The 19,768-nt window shown below is 34.4% G+C and carries 19 protein-coding genes; 11 read left to right on the top strand and 8 right to left on the bottom strand.

Annotated features, from left to right (window positions below; all coding sequences use genetic code 11):
- Nucleotides 1–113: 113 nt before the first annotated feature.
- Nucleotides 114–827, bottom strand: coding sequence for a DUF4294 domain-containing protein (locus ACFSRZ_RS13265; protein WP_379667050.1), 714 nt, complete (start codon nt 825–827; stop codon nt 114–116).
- A 182-nt stretch (nt 828–1,009) separates the two neighbouring features.
- On the opposite strand from ACFSRZ_RS13265, the gene ACFSRZ_RS13260 reads away from it, so the two are divergent.
- From ACFSRZ_RS13260 to ACFSRZ_RS13245, 4 genes are all read left to right on the top strand, one after another.
- Nucleotides 1,010–2,098 (top strand): M42 family metallopeptidase, encoded by a 1,089-nt coding sequence (locus ACFSRZ_RS13260; protein ID WP_379667043.1) that lies wholly within the window; start codon nt 1,010–1,012, stop codon nt 2,096–2,098.
- A 9-nt stretch (nt 2,099–2,107) separates the two neighbouring features.
- On the top strand, nt 2,108–3,265 hold the full coding sequence (locus tag ACFSRZ_RS13255; protein ID WP_379667042.1) for an aminotransferase class V-fold PLP-dependent enzyme: 1,158 nt from the start codon (nt 2,108–2,110) through the stop codon (nt 3,263–3,265).
- 75 nt (nt 3,266–3,340) lie between these two features.
- Nucleotides 3,341–5,026, top strand: a complete 1,686-nt coding sequence (locus ACFSRZ_RS13250; protein WP_379667041.1) for a hypothetical protein — start codon at nt 3,341–3,343, stop codon at nt 5,024–5,026.
- Between the two features lie 15 nt (nt 5,027–5,041).
- Nucleotides 5,042–5,578: an NUDIX hydrolase gene (locus tag ACFSRZ_RS13245; RefSeq protein WP_379667040.1), complete on the top strand. Its 537-nt coding sequence runs from the start codon at nt 5,042–5,044 to the stop codon at nt 5,576–5,578.
- Here ACFSRZ_RS13245 and ACFSRZ_RS13240 read toward each other — a convergent pair.
- On the bottom strand, nt 5,568–6,314 hold the full coding sequence (locus ACFSRZ_RS13240) for a DUF6503 family protein (protein WP_379667039.1): 747 nt from the start codon (nt 6,312–6,314) through the stop codon (nt 5,568–5,570). The genes ACFSRZ_RS13245 and ACFSRZ_RS13240 overlap by 11 nt on opposite strands.
- Before the next feature lie 1,610 nt (nt 6,315–7,924).
- Here ACFSRZ_RS13240 and ACFSRZ_RS13235 point away from each other — a divergent pair.
- The 4 genes from ACFSRZ_RS13235 to ACFSRZ_RS13220 all read left to right on the top strand — a co-directional run bounded on the left by ACFSRZ_RS13235 (nt 7,925) and on the right by ACFSRZ_RS13220 (nt 11,557).
- Nucleotides 7,925–8,101 (top strand): hypothetical protein, encoded by a 177-nt coding sequence (locus tag ACFSRZ_RS13235; RefSeq protein ID WP_379667038.1) that lies wholly within the window; start codon nt 7,925–7,927, stop codon nt 8,099–8,101.
- Between the two features lie 84 nt (nt 8,102–8,185).
- Nucleotides 8,186–10,222 (top strand): ATP-binding protein, encoded by a 2,037-nt coding sequence (locus ACFSRZ_RS13230; RefSeq protein ID WP_379667037.1) that lies wholly within the window; start codon nt 8,186–8,188, stop codon nt 10,220–10,222.
- Nucleotides 10,219–10,905: a response regulator gene (locus ACFSRZ_RS13225; protein WP_379667036.1), complete on the top strand. Its 687-nt coding sequence runs from the start codon at nt 10,219–10,221 to the stop codon at nt 10,903–10,905. The genes ACFSRZ_RS13230 and ACFSRZ_RS13225 overlap by 4 nt, the downstream gene beginning before the upstream one ends.
- Before the next feature lie 82 nt (nt 10,906–10,987).
- On the top strand, nt 10,988–11,557 hold the full coding sequence (locus ACFSRZ_RS13220) for a TVP38/TMEM64 family protein (protein WP_379667035.1): 570 nt from the start codon (nt 10,988–10,990) through the stop codon (nt 11,555–11,557).
- On the opposite strand, the gene acs is transcribed toward ACFSRZ_RS13220, so the two are convergent.
- Genes acs through ACFSRZ_RS13205 form a run of 3 tightly spaced genes read right to left on the bottom strand, consistent with a single transcriptional unit; the run spans nt 11,552 to nt 15,401 of the window.
- The gene (gene acs, locus ACFSRZ_RS13215) at nt 11,552–13,447 is read right to left on the bottom strand and encodes an acetate--CoA ligase (RefSeq protein WP_379667034.1); all 1,896 of its coding nucleotides are present in this window, start codon (nt 13,445–13,447) and stop codon (nt 11,552–11,554) included. The genes ACFSRZ_RS13220 and acs overlap by 6 nt on opposite strands.
- Before the next feature lie 6 nt (nt 13,448–13,453).
- Complete coding sequence (locus tag ACFSRZ_RS13210) at nt 13,454–15,142, bottom strand: sodium:solute symporter family protein (RefSeq protein ID WP_379667033.1); 1,689 nt, start codon at nt 15,140–15,142, stop codon at nt 13,454–13,456.
- 13 nt (nt 15,143–15,155) lie between these two features.
- Nucleotides 15,156–15,401 carry a DUF4212 domain-containing protein gene (locus ACFSRZ_RS13205; RefSeq protein WP_379667032.1) on the bottom strand — a complete coding sequence of 82 codons (246 nt, stop codon included), beginning with the start codon at nt 15,399–15,401 and terminating at the stop codon, nt 15,156–15,158.
- Between the two features lie 80 nt (nt 15,402–15,481).
- Between ACFSRZ_RS13205 and ACFSRZ_RS13200 the strand changes: the two genes are divergently transcribed.
- Nucleotides 15,482–16,261 (top strand): sulfite exporter TauE/SafE family protein, encoded by a 780-nt coding sequence (locus ACFSRZ_RS13200; protein ID WP_379667031.1) that lies wholly within the window; start codon nt 15,482–15,484, stop codon nt 16,259–16,261.
- On the opposite strand, the gene ACFSRZ_RS13195 is transcribed toward ACFSRZ_RS13200, so the two are convergent.
- Nucleotides 16,253–16,636, bottom strand: coding sequence for a DUF3471 domain-containing protein (locus tag ACFSRZ_RS13195; protein WP_379667030.1), 384 nt, complete (start codon nt 16,634–16,636; stop codon nt 16,253–16,255). The genes ACFSRZ_RS13200 and ACFSRZ_RS13195 overlap by 9 nt on opposite strands.
- A gap of 136 nt (nt 16,637–16,772) precedes the next feature.
- On the opposite strand from ACFSRZ_RS13195, the gene ACFSRZ_RS13190 reads away from it, so the two are divergent.
- Entirely contained in the window at nt 16,773–17,540 is a 768-nt protein-coding gene (locus ACFSRZ_RS13190) for a TerC family protein (RefSeq protein ID WP_379667029.1), read from the top strand.
- Nucleotides 17,541–17,708: 168 nt separating this feature from the next.
- Nucleotides 17,709–18,278 (top strand): fasciclin domain-containing protein, encoded by a 570-nt coding sequence (locus ACFSRZ_RS13185; RefSeq protein ID WP_379667028.1) that lies wholly within the window; start codon nt 17,709–17,711, stop codon nt 18,276–18,278.
- Nucleotides 18,279–18,325: 47 nt separating this feature from the next.
- On the opposite strand, the gene ACFSRZ_RS13180 is transcribed toward ACFSRZ_RS13185, so the two are convergent.
- Nucleotides 18,326–18,799 (bottom strand): hypothetical protein, encoded by a 474-nt coding sequence (locus tag ACFSRZ_RS13180; protein ID WP_379667027.1) that lies wholly within the window; start codon nt 18,797–18,799, stop codon nt 18,326–18,328.
- Nucleotides 18,796–19,746 carry a phosphoribosylaminoimidazolesuccinocarboxamide synthase gene (locus ACFSRZ_RS13175; protein WP_379667026.1) on the bottom strand — a complete coding sequence of 317 codons (951 nt, stop codon included), beginning with the start codon at nt 19,744–19,746 and terminating at the stop codon, nt 18,796–18,798. Before ACFSRZ_RS13175 ends, ACFSRZ_RS13180 begins: the two co-directional genes overlap by 4 nt.
- Nucleotides 19,747–19,768: the final 22 nt, after the last annotated feature.

Raw genomic sequence — 19,768 nt, 5'->3', positions numbered from 1 at the left:
TCAATGAACTCCCCGCCGAAACGGACGGCAAAGATAGTACAACATCTAGCTTCTAAACAAACTTTTTGGTGATTTTTTTTAAAGAAATTTCTAAACTACTAGTAGTCTTGCAATTAGTTTCGCTTTTTCTTTCTTTTCTTCTTTTTCTTCTTCTTAGCAAACATTTTCTTGTACTCCTCTACATCTATATTTCCTTTTCTTTCAGCCGCAATTTTAGGGAAATCAAAATCTAACTTTGATCCTTGGGGATCTAAGTTTTCATCAATAAATGCTCTTTGCAGTACATCTTCTATTAAATAATCTTCATTTACAGATTCAGGATGATACTCACTTTTTAGAGAAAGCTTAAATAGATTTGCTGTTGTGTTATACCAAAAGGCTTTCCAACCGCTTCTTAATTCCTTGATATTTTCAAAAGCAGTCCTTCCTGTTTGTCGATGAATTAACTTAATAAGGATACGGCCTTCTGTTTTCGTCATCTTTTTAAGCTGATCTGTAAACTCTCCTTCCAGATATTTTTGAGCTCTCCTTGTATATTTCCTTCTTTTACTCTTCTTCTTTAATCTACCTAATCTAGCATTTAATGAATCTAATCTAACAGAAGCTAATCTTGCATAAGGATATGCTTTGTATACTTTACTTCTAAACCAATAATAATAACGAGCATCCATAGATGATTTAAATTTTAATCTTGGAAGTATGGAAACTTCTTCAAGATTGATCATTAATGTATCTCCGTTTTTAATTAATATATAGTCTTCGAGGTTTAAAGGTGGTGCATCTTTCTTCTGTGCACCTATATGTATAGACACACAAAAAAACACCATTATATATATAAGCTTCCTCAATTCAGATTTATTTGATGTAAAGATATTACTATTCAAAGAATCAAAACCATCACAGGTTCAGAAATAATCTTAACAAAAAACTAAAGTTTGTAATAGTTTCGATTTTATTTTAACGATCTCAAAAATGATTTTATTTTTATCAAAATAAATTAAAAGTAAGAATGTCGAAAAAATCAATCTTAACTCAAGAGTCACTTTCTTTTTTAGAAAAGTACCTTAATAATGCAGCTCCTACCGGTTACGAATGGGAAGGTCAAAAAATCTGGATGGATTATTTAAAGCCTTATGTAGATGAATTTATAACGGATACCTATGGAAGTGCTGTTGCAGTTATCAACCCAAACGCTCCATATAAAGTAGTTATAGAAGGACATGCTGATGAAATCTCATGGTATGTTAACTATATTTCTGAGAAAGGTTTGATCTATGTGATCAGAAATGGAGGGAGTGATCATCAAATCGCTCCTAGTAAAATTGTAAATATTCATACCAAGAACGGAATTGTAAAAGGTGTTTTTGGATGGCCAGCTATTCATACCAGAAATAGAGCGAAAGAAGAAGCTCCTAAACCTGACAATATTTTTATTGATGTAGGATGCAAAAGCAAAGAGGAAGTTGAGAAGTTAGGAGTTCACGTAGGATGTGTTATCACCTACCCTGACGAATTTCATATTTTAAATGAAAATAACTTTGTCTGTAGAGCTCTAGATAATAGAATGGGTGGATTTATGATTGCTGAAGTTGCTAGGCTTCTACATGAGAATAATAAGAAGTTGCCTTTTGGTCTTTACATTACAAACTCTGTTCAGGAAGAGATAGGGCTTCGTGGTGCGGAAATGATCACAGAAACTATCAAACCTAATGTAGCCATAGTTACAGATGTTACGCATGACACTACTACTCCAATGATCGACCAGAAAAAAGAAGGAGCAATTAAAAATGGAGATGGTCCTGTAATTGCTTATGCACCTGCTGTACAGCAAAAGCTAAGAGATTTGATTACAGAAACTGCTGAAGAAAAGGAGATTCCTTTCCAGCGTTCTGCCCTATCCAGAGCTACAGGAACAGATACAGATGCTTTCGCCTATAGTAATGGTGGTGTAGCTTCTGCATTAATTTCTCTTCCTTTACGATATATGCATACAACTGTAGAGATGGTACACAGAGATGACGTAGAAAATGTAATCAAACTTATCTATGAAACTTTGTTGAAAATCGAAGATGGTGAGACCTTTTCTTATTTTGATTAAAGGTAAGTTATGAGTTTAACAAATCAACGTCATCTATTTAGCATACCGGAAGATGTAACTTATCTAAATATTGCCAGTTTATCTCCTTCATTTAAGTCTATTGAAGAAGCGGGTATTCAAGCTATTTTAGATAAGAGCAATCCGCACGTTATTCCTATTTCGGATTTTTTTGATCCGGTAATTGAATTGAAACAATTATTTGCCAAACTGATTGAAGCAAACAGCTATCACAGAATAGCTACCATCCCATCTGTTTCCTACGGGATGGCAACTGTTGCAAATAACATTACACTTAAGCCTTCTGATGAAGTTCTTATAGTTGATGAACAGTTTCCTAGTAACTACTATATCTGGAAAAAGTTAACAGATCGTTTTGGAGCAAAACTAAGGATCGTTGAAAAGCCTACGAGCAAAGTTGATTCTGGTAAAGAATGGAACAAACTCATATTGGAAGCCATTAATGACAATACTGCTTTGGTAGCCATGGGAAATGTTCATTGGTCTAACGGAACTCTATTTGATCTAAAGGCTATTAGAGAGAAAACAAATCAGCACAACTCTTTATTAGTTATTGATGGAAGTCAATCTGTGGGCGCTCTTCCTTTTTCTGTTCAAGAAATCAACCCCGATGCTTTAATATGTGCAGGTTACAAATGGCTCTTTGGCCCTTATGGTTGTGCTTATGCATATTTTGGTTCTTATTTTGACAATGGTGATCCTATTGAAGAAAACTGGGCAAACAGATTGGATAGTGAAAATTTTGCCGGGTTGACTGAATATCAATCTGAATACAAACCTCTAGCCAGTAGGTATACTGTTGGAGAAAGCGGAAGCTTTATCTATGTAAAAATGCAAGTAGCTGCATTGAAACAGATTATTGAATGGTCTCCTGCTCGTATACAAGAATATTGCAAGAGTGTTACAACTTCCTTAGTTCAGAAGTTACAAGCTTTGGGGTGTTATGTTGAGAATGATGAAGACAGAACTCACCATATGTTTGGAGTTGAACTCCCTGAAGGGTTCAATATCGATTTGTTAAAGACAAAATTAAAAGAACGAAATGTTTATGTTTCTTATAGAGGAAATTATCTAAGACTTTCGTGTCATGTATACAATACCGAAGAAGATTTTATACCTCTTATAGAATGTATCGAATCTACTATATGATATAAAAAGCTTCCTTTTGGAAGCTTTTTTGTTACACTCCATTTTTTTTATCGTCTCTAGACAAAATTACAACCAATGAGAAACACCATTATCCTTCTTTTACTGATTACTTTTACTGCTTGTCAGAATCAAGCTCACAATGAAATCAGGTACCAAGTCTCAAAATCATTAAAAAATGGTAAACCTGCATTAAATATTTCTATGGAATTTAATGCAAACCCTAGCGGAGAGACTGTTGTTCTATTGCAAGATAAAGCTTGGGGGCAAGAAGATCTTTACAATACTCTAAGTGATCTTAGTTCTGAAGAAGCGAATGAGATTATTAAAGAAAAAGACAGCAATAGAATTGTTTTAAAACACGAAAGTAATCTAGATAAGATTCGCCTATCATATACATTGCAACAGGATACTGAAAACAAACTAACAACCCTGAGCACCTACAGACCCGTTATTCAAAAAGACTTTTTTCACGTTTTTTCTCACAATATGTTTATGCTTCCTAGAGATTATGTTCCGAATTCTCATGCTCTTTTTGATGTACATATTGATTGGAAAGGGTTTGAAGACGACTTTAGCTTGATCAATAGTTTTGACACAAACAAGCGTTCTCAAAAAATTAAAGGGACAGATGAAGCACATTTTCACAGTGCTATTTTTACCGGAGGAGATTACAGAGCATATGAATTAGATATAAAAGGAAACAAAGCTGTATTGGGAATTCGTGGAGATTGGTTGGTATTTAAAGATTCTACCATTGTAAATGTCTTAGAAAAAACTCTAAATGCACAGCGAGATTTTTGGAAAGATCACTCTCAAGAATACTTTGCTGTTACTATGACTCCCACCCAACAAGAAAACGGAAGTAGTTTTCAAGGTAGTGGACTTACCAATTCGTTTGCAACAACAGCTAGTAATAATAAATACTTAGATCCTGAAGGATTGATCTATCTTTTCAACCATGAGCTACAACACAACTGGACCGGGCATACCATTAAGAATGAGAATGAAGAAGAACAATACTGGTTTAGCGAAGGATTTACAGATTATTATACGATAAAGAACATTGCTAAAAATAGAATAAGCGGATTAGATGAGAGCTATTTTATAAGAAAGTTCAATGAGTTTACCAAAGCACTATTTACTTCTTTAGTTAAGGAAGCTCCTAATTCAGAAATCAATTATGATAATTTTTGGTCAAGTAGAGAGTACTCGAAATTGCCTTATCATCGTGGGGCTTTGTTTGCTTTTTACCTTGATAATAAAATCCAAAAAGATTCTAATGGTGAAAAAAGCTTAGATGATCTAATGCTGGAGATCAAAGAAGATGCTATAAAGAAAAATCAAAGGCTCACACATAAATACTTCATTTCAAAAGCAAATGAATATTTGCAAGAAGACATCACTCCTTTTTTTGACAAGCATATTGAAAAAGGAAATTTATACAACCTGGATGAGATGCTCAATGAGTTTGGGTATGAGTACTCCCCTACTACCAAAATTTATGATCTTGGGTTCTCTTTTAGTGAGGATAAAAAACACATCGCAGAGATAGATGAAAACTCTCAAGCTTACAAAGCTGGTTTAAGAAGCGGAGACCGAATCACTTTTCGAAGTTACTACCCTCAAAACCCTTCTTTTGAGGCAGAGATCAAGATTAAAAAAGGAAACAAAGAGGTTAGCTATAAGTTCTTTCCTGCAAAGGATGCAAAAATTCCGGAATTGAAAGATTCACAGCACAATAAAAATATCTTATCTTTTTAGTCCTAAAAGCGGACTATGGATGAACTTATTGACATTCTGGATTCAGAAGGAAATCACACAGGTGAAAGTTGCCTAAAATCTGTTGCGCATCAGCATGGGTATTATCATGCTACTGTACATGCTTGGTTGTACACATTGGATGGTAAAGTGTTGATGCAACAACGGGGTTTTACTAAAAAAACTTATCCGGGTCTATGGGATGTATCTGTAGCCGGACATGTACATGCAGGAGAATCTATAGAGGATGCTGCTCTTAGAGAAATTGAAGAAGAAATAGGACTTAAGGTTCAAGCCCATCAACTTAGAAAAGTTGCTATTAGAAAAGGAGAACGCAAACATCCAAACGGAATTCTTGATAACGAGTTTTATCATGTATTTCTTGTAGAGCTAATAGAATCTTTTGATACGCTTAGCAAACAAGATGAAGAAGTAGCCGCCATTCAATTGTTTGATCTAGATATACTAAAAGGCACCAAAGGTGCTATTCCCATGGTGCCTAATACAACTGAATATTTTCAGTTTATATGTTCAGAGATTCAAACTATTCTTTAGTTGGTTTTTCGAAGAATGAACCTTTTAATGCAGTTTTCTGCACCAAAGGCAATGTAAATTCTATTGCCGGTCTAGCAGGTTCTGTAGGCATTCCGTTCTCATCTTTTTGATACCAAGTAAGCGCTTGTGGTAATAAAAAGCCATCAGCTACTTCCCATTTTTCGTAACGAATTAAATTAAATCTGTCTGAAGGTTTCTTAGAACGAAACGTTACTGTATAAGCTAACCATTCCATTTGATAGGTTTCAGGATTGTAATAAACAATATAATTGTCATCTGGTGATGATCCTACATTTGCTTCATAAGAGATCTTAACCCCAGGGTATTCTTTCCCATCAAAAGTAAGAGGCTTTGCTTCTTCATACACGATACCGTCATCAGCCAAAACAAATGGCATAGCGTAGAAATAAAAGAATAGGTTGTAATAGAAAGTAGGATTACCTCTATAGGTTCCTGAGTCTTTTTCTGACAACCAAACGTTCTTCCCATCAAATCCCATTGAATGATTTGGAGAATTTACAACCGTTCTACGTGTCCAAAGATCTACTGTATGAGCTTCTTCTCCTTTGTTAAAGGATAGAGTTCGTGCATTTCTCCAGTTGTCAATTCCACCGTGTTTTTCGAATACCTTTCCTAGTTCAGTAGGGAATTTTTCTTTTTTAACCTCCTTTTTCTCTTCCGTTTTGCAAGAAATCATCAATAGAGTTATTGCAAATAGAATTGTTAGTTTTTTCATTTTGTTAGTTTTCGTATTTTGGTAAGTGTCGTACTTACCACTTAAAACTTACACAATTTTTAAAAGCTTGACTATTTTATAAAAAAAACGCCTTGATTCAAGGCGCTTGTCTGGGGTTTGCCCTAACGGACAGTATAAAATATTAGTTCTGAAGAAATCTAGTTGGGATGGTGTCTGACTAGCAAATGCACCTTATCTTAACTTGGATATGAGAATGTTGTTTCTTCAGAACAATCCTTTTTCCTTATTCATACAATGTTTCCCTAAGTCTTCGGTTGTTATTGCTCATATCCCTGTTAGAATACTTTCAATATTCTGATTCAAAAGTATCATACATAAAAAAGATAGAAGTAAGGAAAACCAATACAATAAGTAAGGAGAATACCTACTTTTTACGGTTACCCGGAAAATTTCTATGGAAACATATATATTTGCCGCAGAAATGACAAAGACATTCAAACATAATTGGTCACAACCAACAGCACATAATAGTGCTTACAGTGAAATTCCTTTAGGGATTTTCACAAAAGATGACCTTATATATGATTTTTTGATATCAAATTACGTATGAAAAAAAAGAAAAACATCATATATAAGGCGTCTAAATTGAATTAGACGCCTTTTTTTATATTTTTTTTTGAAAAGTAAATGAGAGTAATCGCTTAAAACGACATAAAGGAAATTGAGCAGTAAGCAATTGAGACACAAAGCATTGCATTAATGCCCAGCAATCTGTTAAAAAACGGACAGGAACACCTATTCTCTAACCCGAACATAATCAACTGATAATCAATAGATTAAATTAATTTTTTATTTGTTTTTTAGAAAAAGAGTTTTCATCTTTGCCCCGCAAATCGATCAAATAAAAAATAATTTGATTTTGATGGGTAACATTTAAATAAAAAAGAAACTAGTATGCGAACACAAGTAATAATCAAAACAAAAAACTCTAGTGAGTTAGATTTTGGAATGCGAATTCAAGGTGTTGTGTTGTGGTTGATGATGTTATTTTTGGAATGTGAAAATGAGTGAAAATACTCTTAAGAATATCTAAAAATGGCATCTCGACGGGATGTCATTTTTTTTTGACTATGAAAAAGGAATAAAGCCAGTTATAGTGTGGGAAAGATTGTTATGAAACACAGCCAAAAACTGTTAAAAAAATGATAAAAAAAGTTGGATAATTGATACATTTTTCGTATCTTAATAGGACAAAATAATTGCTATGAAACCTTTTAAACTTCAAGAACAATGTAAAATTTAACTAACTGGTAAGCGGGTCTCGCTCAATGAGATTTGCTTTTCACACACACATCATTGATTTCGCTCTATTCTATTCATATTATAGAGATTACAAAACCAGCGTTATTAAAAAAAATTGCGAACGCTTCCATTGTGCACAATAGAGAATTTTCAGAAGCCTAAAAACTCCTAAAGGCCACAGGAGATAATAGACGGTTTCAATGGCTCTTACACAGCCTGTACCCTGAAAATTCGGTCGGGTCTGCCTGCAGCAGACAAGTTGAATAGGATCTAACCATCCTTCCAACTATAAACTCGCCGTATTTACGGCAAAGGAAACTATTGTCAAAATTTAAAAAATTTATGTTATGAGAACTTTAAAAATTGTATTGTTAACGATTTTATTATCCTTATTTTTTGCTTCATGTACTGACTTGATCAACAACGATGATCATACAGTTATGACAAAAATCGAGAACACAAGTGCTACTGGAGGTAACGGTGGTACAAATGGAAACCCAGGTTGTGTCGGAAAAGGTTGCTAAAACGACCAACCTTCTTAATAAATTGCAAGCCCTTAGCCTAGCTAAGGGCTTTTTTATTAGATTTGCTTACAAAGCAAAAAAAAATTGAAAACCAATTTATTTTCTAAACAAGTGTTTCTCTTCTTATGGATATTCTCTTCCTTAACTATATTTTCTTGTAGTAATTTTAAAAATAACCAAAATCTAACTCAAGAGAAGCTAGATAGCATTTCTATTTGGACTCAATACGCTTCCGATGATACATATACTTTAGACGATAAAAAATCTTTTCTGAAAAAAGTATTTAATCAAACTATACAAAATGAAGATAGTCTTACGCCAAAAAACTTGAGTTCAATTGCATTCCAGTATTATACATTAGGAGACACCTTAGAGTTCAAACACGTTAATAAAATTGCATTAGAAAAAGCAATTAAATTAAAAGATACTTTTTACGTAGCAGATGTACATTGGAACTATGCGACTTATTATGTTTTCAATGAAGTCTATGATAGTGCATATTATCATTTCAAAACTGCTCACAAACTATTTGAAAAAACTAATCACATGTATGAAAGTGCAAGACTTTTATATTCAATGTGTTTTATTAAAGGGCGCTATCGTGATTATACAGGGAGTGAGGTACTGAATATTCAAGCTATTAAAATTTTTGAATCCCTCAAAGATTACAAGTTACTTTATTATACTCACAGTCATTTAGCAGATATCCAAAATGATATAAAAGAGTATGATAGAGCCATAGAATACCATCATAAAGCTTTAGGGTATTATGAAAAAATGAACGAGAATGACAAAAAAAATAATTATGCTCTTAGTTTAAATGGTATAGGTTATTCTTTCTCTTTAAAAGAGGATCATAAAAAAGCTATCGAATATTTTAATAAAGCATTAAATGAGAATAAAAATGATATTGATAATTATGCCCGAATAATTAACAATATTGCTTACAGTAAGCTTAAGTTGAATGATACTGTTAGTGTAAAAAAAGATATGTTAGAGTCTCTCAGAATAAGAGATAGTCTTGGTAATAAAGTAAATATCGTTTCTAGCTTAATTAACTTATCTCATTATTATACACACATCAAAGATACTAGTAGTAGTCTCAAGTATGCAAAAAAGGCAAATAATTTATCAAGGGAAATTAAAAATGGATTATACTATCTTGAAACACTCATCTTGCTATCTGAGCTTGACTCAAAAAAATCCAAAGAGTATTTAAATGAGCATATAAGGTTTAATGATAGTTTGATTGATGTTGAACGAAAATACATCAACAAATTCACTCGTATCGAATTTGAAACCGATGAAGTCATTAAAACCAATGAAGTTCTAACCAAACAACGTATCTGGATCTTTGCCTGTAGCATTGGTGCTATTCTCATCCTTTCATTACTTTATCTAGTACGAGTACAACGAGCTAAAAATGAAAAGCTGTTCTTAGAAACAGAACAACAAAAAGCCAACGAGCAAGTATATCTACTTACCTTAAAACAACAAGCTACCTTAGAAGAAGAGAAAACAAGAGAACGCAATCGTATCTCTCAAGAACTGCATGACGGTATTTTAGGACGTCTTTTTGGAACTCGTGTAGGAATGGGCTTCTTAGACATTGGTACGGATGAAGAAACTCAAAAACAACATCAGGCTTTCTTGGATGAATTGCAAGAGATTGAAAAAGAGATACGTGAAGTCTCACACAAACTGAATACAAACTTTGAAGATCCGGATGTTAACTTTACCACCATCATCAATCAGTTGTTAGAATCCAAGAGTCAAATTGGTGATTTTCGTTTTCACTTAGACATAGATCAGAATATCTCTTGGAAATCTACAGACGAGATCATCAAGGTAAACGTATATCGTATTATACAAGAAGCTTTGCAGAATACTATTAAACATGCAAATGCTCAAAATGTAACGCTCGATTTTTCATCTGATAGTAATCAACTTACGATACGACTAAAAGACGATGGAAAAGGGTTTAGCATGAAAAAGTCTAAAAAAGGAATTGGATTGAAAAACATCCGATCTCGTGTTCAAAAAATGAACGGAACAATTGATATTGTTTCTGCTATTGGAAAGGGAACTGAAATCCACATTAAAATTCCTATTAGCCAATGACAGAAACTAACAACTATCAAATTCTAATTGTTGACGATCATCCATTGATCTGTGAAGCTTACAAAAGTGCATTTTTGCATCTTCAAAAAAAGGAGCCTTGTTTTTCTTTTACTATTGAAACTGCACATACTTGTGATGATGCTAATGGCTTACTGGAAAAAGCAGTAGAAGAGCATCAAGATTTAGACCTGGTTTTCTTAGATATTAGCCTCCCTCCTTCTAAAGATGGGAAGATTCTTTCCGGTGAAGATTTAGGGTTGAAGATCAATAAGATTCTACCGGAAACCAAAATTATTGTCTCTACAACTTTTAATGACAATTACAGAATACACAGTATTTTCAAGAACATTAACCCAGATGGGTTCTTGATCAAAAACGACATTACTCCTTTAGAATTGGTAACAGCTATTCAAGAAGTGATTACAGAACCTCCTTATTACAGTAAAACAGTTGTAAAATTATTGAGGAAGCAAGTTTCCAGTGATCTTTTGTTGGATGATATTGACAGAAAGATCTTATACGAATTGTCTATTGGAACTAAGATGCGAGAGATTCCTAATATGGTTCCTTTGTCTATTGCCGGTATAGAAAAGCGTAAACGCCATTTAAAGCAAGTTTTTAATATTAATAGCCCTGATGATAGGGAACTGATCTTAATTGCTAAAGAAAAGGGGTTCATCTAACAAACTTTCAACTTTTTCGTAACATTATTTCTTCACGCTCGTTTGAATTATTCAAGAATCAATCAAACTAGTCTTAGGAAATATGCTTAGAAATGGGAAAATTGTGATCTACAGTATTTGGATCTTACTCATCATTGGATTTGGTGTTGTTTATTTTACATATCCGGAAGTTTCTTCTCCAGAATACATTACCAATTTTATTCAACGATTTTCCGGTGAAATGTTATTGATCTACACTCTGATTAGTTTGATCAGAGGCTTTTTCTTGATTCCTAGTACGCCTTTTGTTATTGCAGGCGGACTGCTATTTCCCGATCAATTGTTTTGGGTGTTACTCATTTCTATGATAGGTATCATGTCTTCAGCCACAGCCTTGTATTATTTTTCAGATCTACTCGGTTTCAGTAGCTATTTAAATGCAAAGTTTCCTACTAAAATTGAAAAGATGAAATCTCGAATGGGGAACTCAAGATCTATCTTCTTTATAGCCGGATGGTCTTTCTTTCCGTTTGTTCCTACAGATCTCATCTGCTATGTTACCGGGATATTAAAAACTCCCTACAAAAATGTTTTTGCGGGAGTCTTTGTAGGTGAACTAATTTTGTGCACTTTCTATGTATACTTTGGCGCGAGTATTTTTAGCTTTTTATAGCTTGTTATCAATAATGTTTTGAACCACTTCCGGATTTAGCAATGTAGACACATCACCTAGATTGGAAGTTTCGTTTGCAGCCACTTTTCGTAAAATTCTACGCATAATCTTACCGGATCTTGTTTTAGGAAGTCCGCTTACAAACTGAATCTTATCAGGTTTTGCTATAGGTCCTATTGTATTAGAAACCACCTGTCTGATTTCTTTTGCAAGTTCATCATCCGGTACTACACCGTCATACGTAATTACATAGGCATACAACGCATTTCCTTTGATATCATGTGGGAATCCTACAACTGCACTTTCTACAACTTTCTCGTGTTCATTGATCGCGTTTTCAATAGGAGCTGTTCCTAAGTTATGTCCTGAAACGATTACTACATCATCTACTCTACCCGTAATTCTATAATTTCCTTGCCCGTCACGCAGAGCTCCATCTCCCGGAAAATAATGATTAGGGTAAGCAGAGAAATAAACGTTCTTATAGCGCTGGTGATCTCCATAAATGGTTCTTGCCAATGAAGGCCAAGGGTTTTTGATAGCTAAAATTCCTTCTGCTTCAGTATTCTGAATCTCATTTCCGTCATTGTCTAACAACACAGGTTGTATTCCCGGCAATGGAAGCGTTGCAAAAGTGGGCTTGTCTTTAGTAATGCCTGCCAATGATGAGATCATCATTCCACCTGTTTCAGTTTGCCACCAGGTATCTACAATAGGGCATTTGTTTTTCCCAACATGATCATCGTACCAATGCCAAGCTTCTTCGTTGATGGGTTCTCCTACTGTACCCAATACTTTTAGATCTGAGAGGTTGTATTTATCAACCAATTCTGTAGGATGTTTGGCTAGTGCTCTAATGGCTGTTGGAGCTGTATAAAACTGATTTACTTTATGTTTTTCACACACTTCCCAGAAGCGTCCATAATCAGGGTAACTAGGAACTCCTTCAAACATCACAGTAGTTGCGCCTGAAGATAACGGTCCGTAAACAATATAACTATGTCCCGTAATCCAACCAATATCAGCAGTACACCAATAAATATCTCCTTCTTTGTATTGAAATACATTTTGAAACGAATATGTAGTGTATACCATATACCCTCCACAGGTATGTACCATTCCTTTGGGTTTTCCTGTAGATCCGGAAGTATATAAAATGAATAATATATCTTCAGAATCCATAACCTCAGCCGGACAGTTGTCATCAACTTTTTCTAATTCTTCGTGCCACCATACATCCAAACTAGGATTCCACGTTACTTCTTGATTGGTTCTCTTGTATACAATACTCTTTTGTATCGTAGGGCAAGTCTTTAACGCTTCGTCTGCTATGTCTTTTAACGGAGTAATTTTATCTCCTCTAAAACCACCATCTGCCGTCAATAAAACTTTACATGCTGCGTCATTGATTCTAGCTGCTAAGGCTGTTGATGAAAATCCTGCAAAAACAACCGAATGAACTGCTCCTATTCTAGCACATGCTAAAACGGCAACAGCCAACTCTGCAACCATAGGCATGTATATACATACACGATCTCCTTTTTTAACTCCATTATTCTTTAATACATTGGCAAAAGCACAAACTTGACTATGAAGTTCTTTATAACTTATGTGTTTTGCTTCTTCACTTGGACTGTTGGGTTCCCATATGATAGCTGTTTGATCTCCTTTGGTATCTAAATGTCTATCCAAACAGTTCTCAGTAATATTCAATTGAGCTCCTAAAAACCATTTTGTTTCAGGTTGTAGCCAATCATACTCCAGTACTTTAGACCATTTCTTTTTCCAAACAAAATTCTCGGCAATCTCTGCCCAAAAATTGGCTGGGTTTTCAATACTCTTTTGATATTCTTTCTGATATTCTTCTAAAGATCTTATTTGTAATGTCATTCTTTATTAATGATTTTTTGCAGCTTCAACGCCGCTAGGAATTCTAATATTTTCTACAATTTCTTGTACCTCTTTTGGTGGTTTCTTTGTAAGCTTAGAAACAGTTATTGAAACAATAAAATTAACAATCATAGCTACAGTTCCAAATCCTTCCGGTGAAATTCCAAACCACCAATCTTCTTTACTTCCTCCACCAAACCAATCGAACTTAAACTTTGCCATATAAAACAGCATCAACAAAATTCCAATGATCATTCCTGCTATTGCTCCTTCTTTATTGATTCTCTTGCTAAAAATTCCCAAAATGATGGCTGGAAAAAATGATGCCGCAGCAAGTCCAAATGCCAAGGCCACGGTAGCTGCCACAAAATCTGGTGGGTGAATTCCAAAATAGCCGGCCACACAAACTGCTACAACTGCTGACACCCTTGCAGCTATCAGTTCTCCTTTTTCGGTGATCTCAGGCTTGATCATTTTTTTGATCAGATCATGAGAAACCGAAGCTGAAATTACCAGTAACAAACCGGCTGCTGTTGATAATGCTGCTGCTAAACCTCCTGCTGCTACCAAAGCTATTACCCAATTAGGTAAATTGGCAATTTCCGGATTTGCCAGTACCATAATATCTTTATCTACTGTAAGTTCATTCCTTTCTATTTCTGCTACATATTGAATTTTTCCATCTCCGTTTTTATCTTCAAATTTGATCAGTCCTGTAGCTTCCCAGTTCTTAAACCACTCTGGAACTTCAGAGTATTTTTTATTGCTTACTGTCTCTATTAAATTAGTTCTTGAAAAAACAGCTACTGCAGGTGCCGTAGTATATAAAATGGCTATGAACAACAAAGCCCATCCTGCTGATTTTCGAGCATCTGCTACTTTTTTTACTGTAAAGAAACGAACGATCACGTGAGGCAAACCTGCTGTTCCTACCATCAATGCAGCAGTAATTAGAAAGACATCTAATGTTGATTTATTTCCGGATGTATATTCAGCAAAACCTAATTCTCGGTGTAATTTATCTAGTTTATCCAACAGGTACATACCGCTCTCATCGCCTCCTCCAAACCCTAATTGCGGAATAGGGTTATTGGTCATTTGAATAGAGATAAAAATAGCAGGTACCATAAAAGCAAATATCAGCACGCAATACTGCGCTACTTGTGTATAGGTAATTCCTTTCATACCACCTAATACAGCATAAAAGAGAACAATAATCATCCCTATGATCACTCCTGTATTGATATTGACTTCTAAGAATCTGGAAAAAACCAATCCTACACCTCTCATTTGCCCTGCCACATAGGTAAACGAAACTAATAAAGCGCAAATTACAGCGACAAATCGGGCCCAATTTGAATAATACCGATCTCCAATAAAATCAGGAACAGTGTATTTTCCAAATTTCCTTAGATAAGGTGCCAATAGTAGAGCTAACAAGACATAACCTCCTGTCCATCCCATAAGGTAGACAGAGCCATCATATCCTCCAAAAGAAATGATTCCTGCCATGGATATAAAAGATGCTGCAGACATCCAATCTGCGGCTGTAGCCAAACCATTGGCTAAGGGCGAAACGCCTCCTCCGGCCACATAAAAGTCTTTTGTTGAAGAAGCTTTCGACCAAATAGCTATACCTATGTATAAAGCAAATGTAGTTCCTACTAAAATCCAAGTCCAGGTTTGTATACTCATGCTTCTTTGTTATTTAATTGTCTTTATCAAAACCGTGCTTTTTATCAAGCTTGTTCATCAATCGCACATATACAAAGATCAAAATCACAAAGACATAAATAGATCCTTGTTGAGCAAACCAAAATCCTAGTTTAAAACCTCCAATTTTTATGGTATCCAATGATTCTCGAAACAGTATTCCCGCTCCAAAAGAAACTAAAAACCAAATAGATAACAAAACAAATAAGTATCTGAGGTTTGTTTTCCAATAGGATTTCATACGTTAATGGATTTTTTGAAGTCTGATAAAAGTAAGGCTTTTTTATAAACGATCTGCCATATAGTATTATATTTGATTTCATGAGTATTGAATTGCTTTCTCAAATCATTATTGACAACTGGTATATTGTTCTTCTCTTCTTTGCGGTAGCCGTTTTGTATTCATCGGTGGGTTTTGGAGGTGGCTCCAGTTACTTGGCAATTTTAGCTCTTACCGGTATCGCATATACGCAAATAAGATCAACTGCGCTTCTATGTAATATTATTGTTGTTATTGGTAATGTTTTCTTATTTCAAAGGAAAGGACTATACAATTGGAAAAAAGTAATTCCTCTTGTTGTCTTTAGTGTGCCATTGGCTTTTGTAGGTGGTTATTTAAGAATCAGTCAAACCTTCTTTTTTATCCTACTGGGTTTTACACTTATGTTTGCTGCTATTACTATGTGGATCTCTAAAAAGATCATTTCTGATGGTGAGAAGAAAACGCAGCTTAGTTTACCAAAAAATGCTGCTTATGGAGGTTTTATAGGCTTTATCTCAGGTATGGTAGGTATTGGAGGTGGAATATTTTTAGCTCCGTTATTGCATTTAACTCATTGGGATACTCCCAAAAGAATTGCTGCTACTGCCAGTTTATTTATTCTGGTGAACTCAATTAGCGGTTTGGCAGGTCAATATGTAAACCCTGATTTTCTTATTGATTGGAAACTTACGTCTGTCTTATTGGTCACTGTTCTCTTTGGTGGGTTTATTGGGAATCAACTAAGCAACCGATTTTTTAGTCCGATTCAATTAAAAAAGGCAACCGCTATTTTGATTGCCTTTGTGAGTATTCGAATTCTTGTGAAATACTTATTTTGATTCTATTCTTGTTGCTTTAGTTTCTTGCACTCCCCTTATTAAGTAAAAACTGTCAATTTTCCCTTTATCATTTTTATTAAATAAAAGGTCGGCTCCTATCTCTTTTAATGTAAATCTATGCTCACTTGTTGGGATCAACTTTAATTTGCGTTGTCCGGTAGGCTCTCCATAAAGAAACCCATCTTCTAAAGTTATAGATACACTTACATTGGCATCTACTTCATAAGTACCAACATATGTTTTTAATACCTCTTTACTAACTTTAAATTCTTTCTTCTCTGTTTTTTCTTTTTTAGTTGATTCTTGTGCTTGTGCTACATTGATTGTTAAGGCAAAGAACAAGCTTAACAGCAATACTAATTTTTGTTTTTTCATGATCTGGTTTGTTTTTATGAATTTTAGACGACACTGCTAATAAAAATGTTACAATTGCTATCTTTACTTCAAAATTGTTATTTCAGATTCGTATTTTTCAACTGATTTTTTCAACTGCTAAACTATTTATCATACTATGTTAGAAAACATTTTTACACTCGTCATGCTTATCCTATTGCAAGCTGTTTTAGGATTTGACAACCTTCTTTATATCTCACTAGAGAGTAAAAGAGCTCCTGTAGAAAAACAAGCCTATGTTCGTAAAATAGGAATTCTACTTGCTATTGTACTGCGTATTGTTCTTTTGGTTGTATTGCTACAAGTTATCGATCTCTTTAAAGATCCCGTTTTTGGTTTTGATTTTACTGATGTTATAGAAGGTCATTTTAATATTCATAGCTTAATAGTTTTGGGCGGAGGTATCTTTATTATATACACAGCCATGAAAGAGATTTGGCATATGATTGGTGTAAAGGATATGGATCATGATGTAGAAGGTGGTAAAAAAAGCTCTATAGGAAAAGTGATTACTATGATTGTTGTGATGAATTTAGTTTTCTCTTTTGACTCTATTCTGAGTGCTATTGCATTAACCAACGTTATTTGGGTAATGGCAACGGCTATTATTATAAGTGGAATAATGATGATTTGGCTATCAGATAAGGTATCTAATTTCTTGGCAAAAAATAGAATGTATGAGGTTTTGGGTCTCTTCATTCTTTTTATTGTAGGAATTATGCTATTAACTGAGGGCGGACATTTAGCTCACCTGAAATTATTTGGAAATGAGATTACTCCTATGAGCAAAACAACATTCTATTTTGTGATCGCTATTTTAGTGGTTACCGACCTTGTTCAAAGTAGATATCAAAAGAAACTATTAAAACAGAAAGAACAGCATTAAAATCGTCTTAACAGACTAAAAATATGAAAGGCCAGCTAATATATGCTGGCTTTTTTATGCATTGTATTTGGGAAAACTTTAATATTTTGTTTAATCTTTTTAACTTTTTTTTAAACAAAACAATATTTTTGAGCAGTATTTTTGTGTAGTAATCTAAAAACCAATACAATGCGTTTCAAAAATTTAATTCCTTTTATTATGGTTGCACTATTGATTTCTGCAACCACTTATGCAAGTAACACTACAGATCCTGTAAAAGATAAAACTGTTGCTGAAAAAACTAACGAAACTGAAGAAACTATCGTTGGAGTTGCTGCCGCAAACAAAAACTTTACAACATTGGTTGCTACTGTAAAAGCTGCCGGCTTGGTTGATGTATTGAATGGAGATGGTCCATTTACAGTATTCGCTCCAGTAAATTCAGCTTTTGACAAACTACCTGAAGGTACTGTAGGAACATTACTAAAGCCTGAAAACAAAAAGTTATTAACTACCATCCTAACGTATCACGTAGTAGCAGGGAAATTTAAAGCAAAAGATGTTTTACAAGCTATTAAAGCGAACAATGGAAAGTTTGTAATTAAAACAGTACAAGGTGGAAAATTATCAGCCTCTCTAAAAAATGGAAATGTAATCTTAACGGATGCCAATGGCAATACCTCCAAAGTTATTATTACAGATGTAAAGGCTTCTAACGGTATTGTACACGCAATTGACAGCGTTGTTATGCCTAAATAAGAAGTTTTGGTTGATTGTTGAGCCGCTGCATTCTGCAGCGGCTTTTTTTATTCTAATTCTTCCAGTTCTAATTGATAATCGAATTGAAGATCTTCATGCAAACTGCTCATCGCTTTTTTAGCCAATGTCAACTGAGTTCCATAAACCTTGGTCAACCTTGGACTCTTATCTATAGAAGGTCTAAATTCTTTCAATCGTTTGCAGAAGTGAAGCAGTAAAGCTACTTCTGTTTCTTTTTTCTTAGAATATCGAATGTATTTTTTGGTTAGCGTTAATATTTTACGAACGCTTTTTCTGATGTAGTAAAAACTATTGGTATTGATCTCTTCAAAAAGATCATCCACAAGATCTTTTACACTTTGTATGTAAGCTTCCTCGTCGTGAGCTTCAAACAATAAATACGTGAGTAATTCTTTGTTTTCTTTTTTGAAACGAGAAAGCTTCAAACACAATTCCATCAGTTCGTTTTGCGAACGATGGTTGAGTTCGTCTTTTATTTTCTTAACGGTTACAGCTTTCATGAGTTTAGAAACTCAGTCACATTCTTCTCTATTCTTACAAGGACATTAGAAGTATCTCCTTTTATAAAAGTATCTCCAGTGATTTGCTCAAACAACTCGATATAGCGATCTGAAATCTCTGAGATCTTTTCATCTGACATTTCCGGAATTACTTGACCTTCTTTGCCTTGAAAACCGTTTTCTATAAGCCATTGTCTTACAAATTCTTTAGACAATTGCTTTTGTTTCTCTCCTGCAGCTTGTCTTTCTTCATAACCTTCAGCATAGAAATAACGGGAAGAATCCGGAGTATGGATCTCATCGATCAAAACAATTTTTCCGTCTTTGGTTTTACCAAACTCATATTTGGTATCTACTAAGATCAAACCTCTTTTGGCAGCAATCTCTGTTCCTCTTTGAAATAGCTTTCTGGTATAATCTTCTAAGATCAAATAATCTTCTTCAGAAACAATTCCTTTTGCCAAGATATCTTCTCTAGAAATATCTTCATCGTGCTCACCATTATCTGCTTTTGTTGAAGGAGTTATGATTGGTTCTGGAAACGCATCATTTTCTTTCAATCCTTCAGGCATGGCTACACCACAAAGCATTCTTTTTCCGGCTTTGTATTCTCTGGCTGCATGACCTGATAAGTAACCACGAATTACCATTTCTACTTTAAACGGATCACATAGATGTCCAACAGAAACATTCTCATCCGGATTAGCAATTAGCCAATTAGGTACCAAATCTTCTGTTTCTTTCATCATCTTGGTAGCAATCTGATTTAAGATTTGTCCTTTGTAAGGTATTTGACGCGGCATGATCACATCAAAAGCTGATAAACGATCGGATGCGATCATCACCAACAACTGGTCATCGATATTATAAACTTCTCTTACTTTTCCTTTGTAAACAGATTTCTGCTTCGGGAACTGGAAATCAGTTTCATTGATTGTATTGATCATGCTCTTAAATTAATTTCGGCAA

The sequence above is a fragment of the Pseudotenacibaculum haliotis genome, assembly GCF_042684245.1.
Lineage (GTDB): Bacteria > Bacteroidota > Bacteroidia > Flavobacteriales > Flavobacteriaceae > Polaribacter > Polaribacter haliotis_A.
This window is presented reverse-complemented; position numbering and strand designations above follow the sequence as displayed.

Coding starts and splice junctions, on each gene's coding strand:
- ACFSRZ_RS13265 (WP_379667050.1), bottom strand. CDS start 827: ATGGTGTTTTTTTGTGTGTCTATACATATAGGTGCACAGAAGAAAGAT.
- ACFSRZ_RS13260 (WP_379667043.1), top strand. CDS start 1,010: ATGTCGAAAAAATCAATCTTAACTCAAGAGTCACTTTCTTTTTTAGAA.
- ACFSRZ_RS13255 (WP_379667042.1), top strand. CDS start 2,108: ATGAGTTTAACAAATCAACGTCATCTATTTAGCATACCGGAAGATGTA.
- ACFSRZ_RS13250 (WP_379667041.1), top strand. CDS start 3,341: ATGAGAAACACCATTATCCTTCTTTTACTGATTACTTTTACTGCTTGT.
- ACFSRZ_RS13245 (WP_379667040.1), top strand. CDS start 5,042: ATGGATGAACTTATTGACATTCTGGATTCAGAAGGAAATCACACAGGT.
- ACFSRZ_RS13240 (WP_379667039.1), bottom strand. CDS start 6,314: ATGAAAAAACTAACAATTCTATTTGCAATAACTCTATTGATGATTTCT.
- ACFSRZ_RS13235 (WP_379667038.1), top strand. CDS start 7,925: ATGAGAACTTTAAAAATTGTATTGTTAACGATTTTATTATCCTTATTT.
- ACFSRZ_RS13225 (WP_379667036.1), top strand. CDS start 10,219: ATGACAGAAACTAACAACTATCAAATTCTAATTGTTGACGATCATCCA.
- ACFSRZ_RS13220 (WP_379667035.1), top strand. CDS start 10,988: ATGCTTAGAAATGGGAAAATTGTGATCTACAGTATTTGGATCTTACTC.
- acs (WP_379667034.1), bottom strand. CDS start 13,447: ATGACATTACAAATAAGATCTTTAGAAGAATATCAGAAAGAATATCAA.
- ACFSRZ_RS13210 (WP_379667033.1), bottom strand. CDS start 15,142: ATGAGTATACAAACCTGGACTTGGATTTTAGTAGGAACTACATTTGCT.
- ACFSRZ_RS13205 (WP_379667032.1), bottom strand. CDS start 15,401: ATGAAATCCTATTGGAAAACAAACCTCAGATACTTATTTGTTTTGTTA.
- ACFSRZ_RS13200 (WP_379667031.1), top strand. CDS start 15,482: ATGAGTATTGAATTGCTTTCTCAAATCATTATTGACAACTGGTATATT.
- ACFSRZ_RS13195 (WP_379667030.1), bottom strand. CDS start 16,636: ATGAAAAAACAAAAATTAGTATTGCTGTTAAGCTTGTTCTTTGCCTTA.
- ACFSRZ_RS13190 (WP_379667029.1), top strand. CDS start 16,773: ATGTTAGAAAACATTTTTACACTCGTCATGCTTATCCTATTGCAAGCT.
- ACFSRZ_RS13185 (WP_379667028.1), top strand. CDS start 17,709: ATGCGTTTCAAAAATTTAATTCCTTTTATTATGGTTGCACTATTGATT.
- ACFSRZ_RS13180 (WP_379667027.1), bottom strand. CDS start 18,799: ATGAAAGCTGTAACCGTTAAGAAAATAAAAGACGAACTCAACCATCGT.
- ACFSRZ_RS13175 (WP_379667026.1), bottom strand. CDS start 19,746: ATGATCAATACAATCAATGAAACTGATTTCCAGTTCCCGAAGCAGAAA.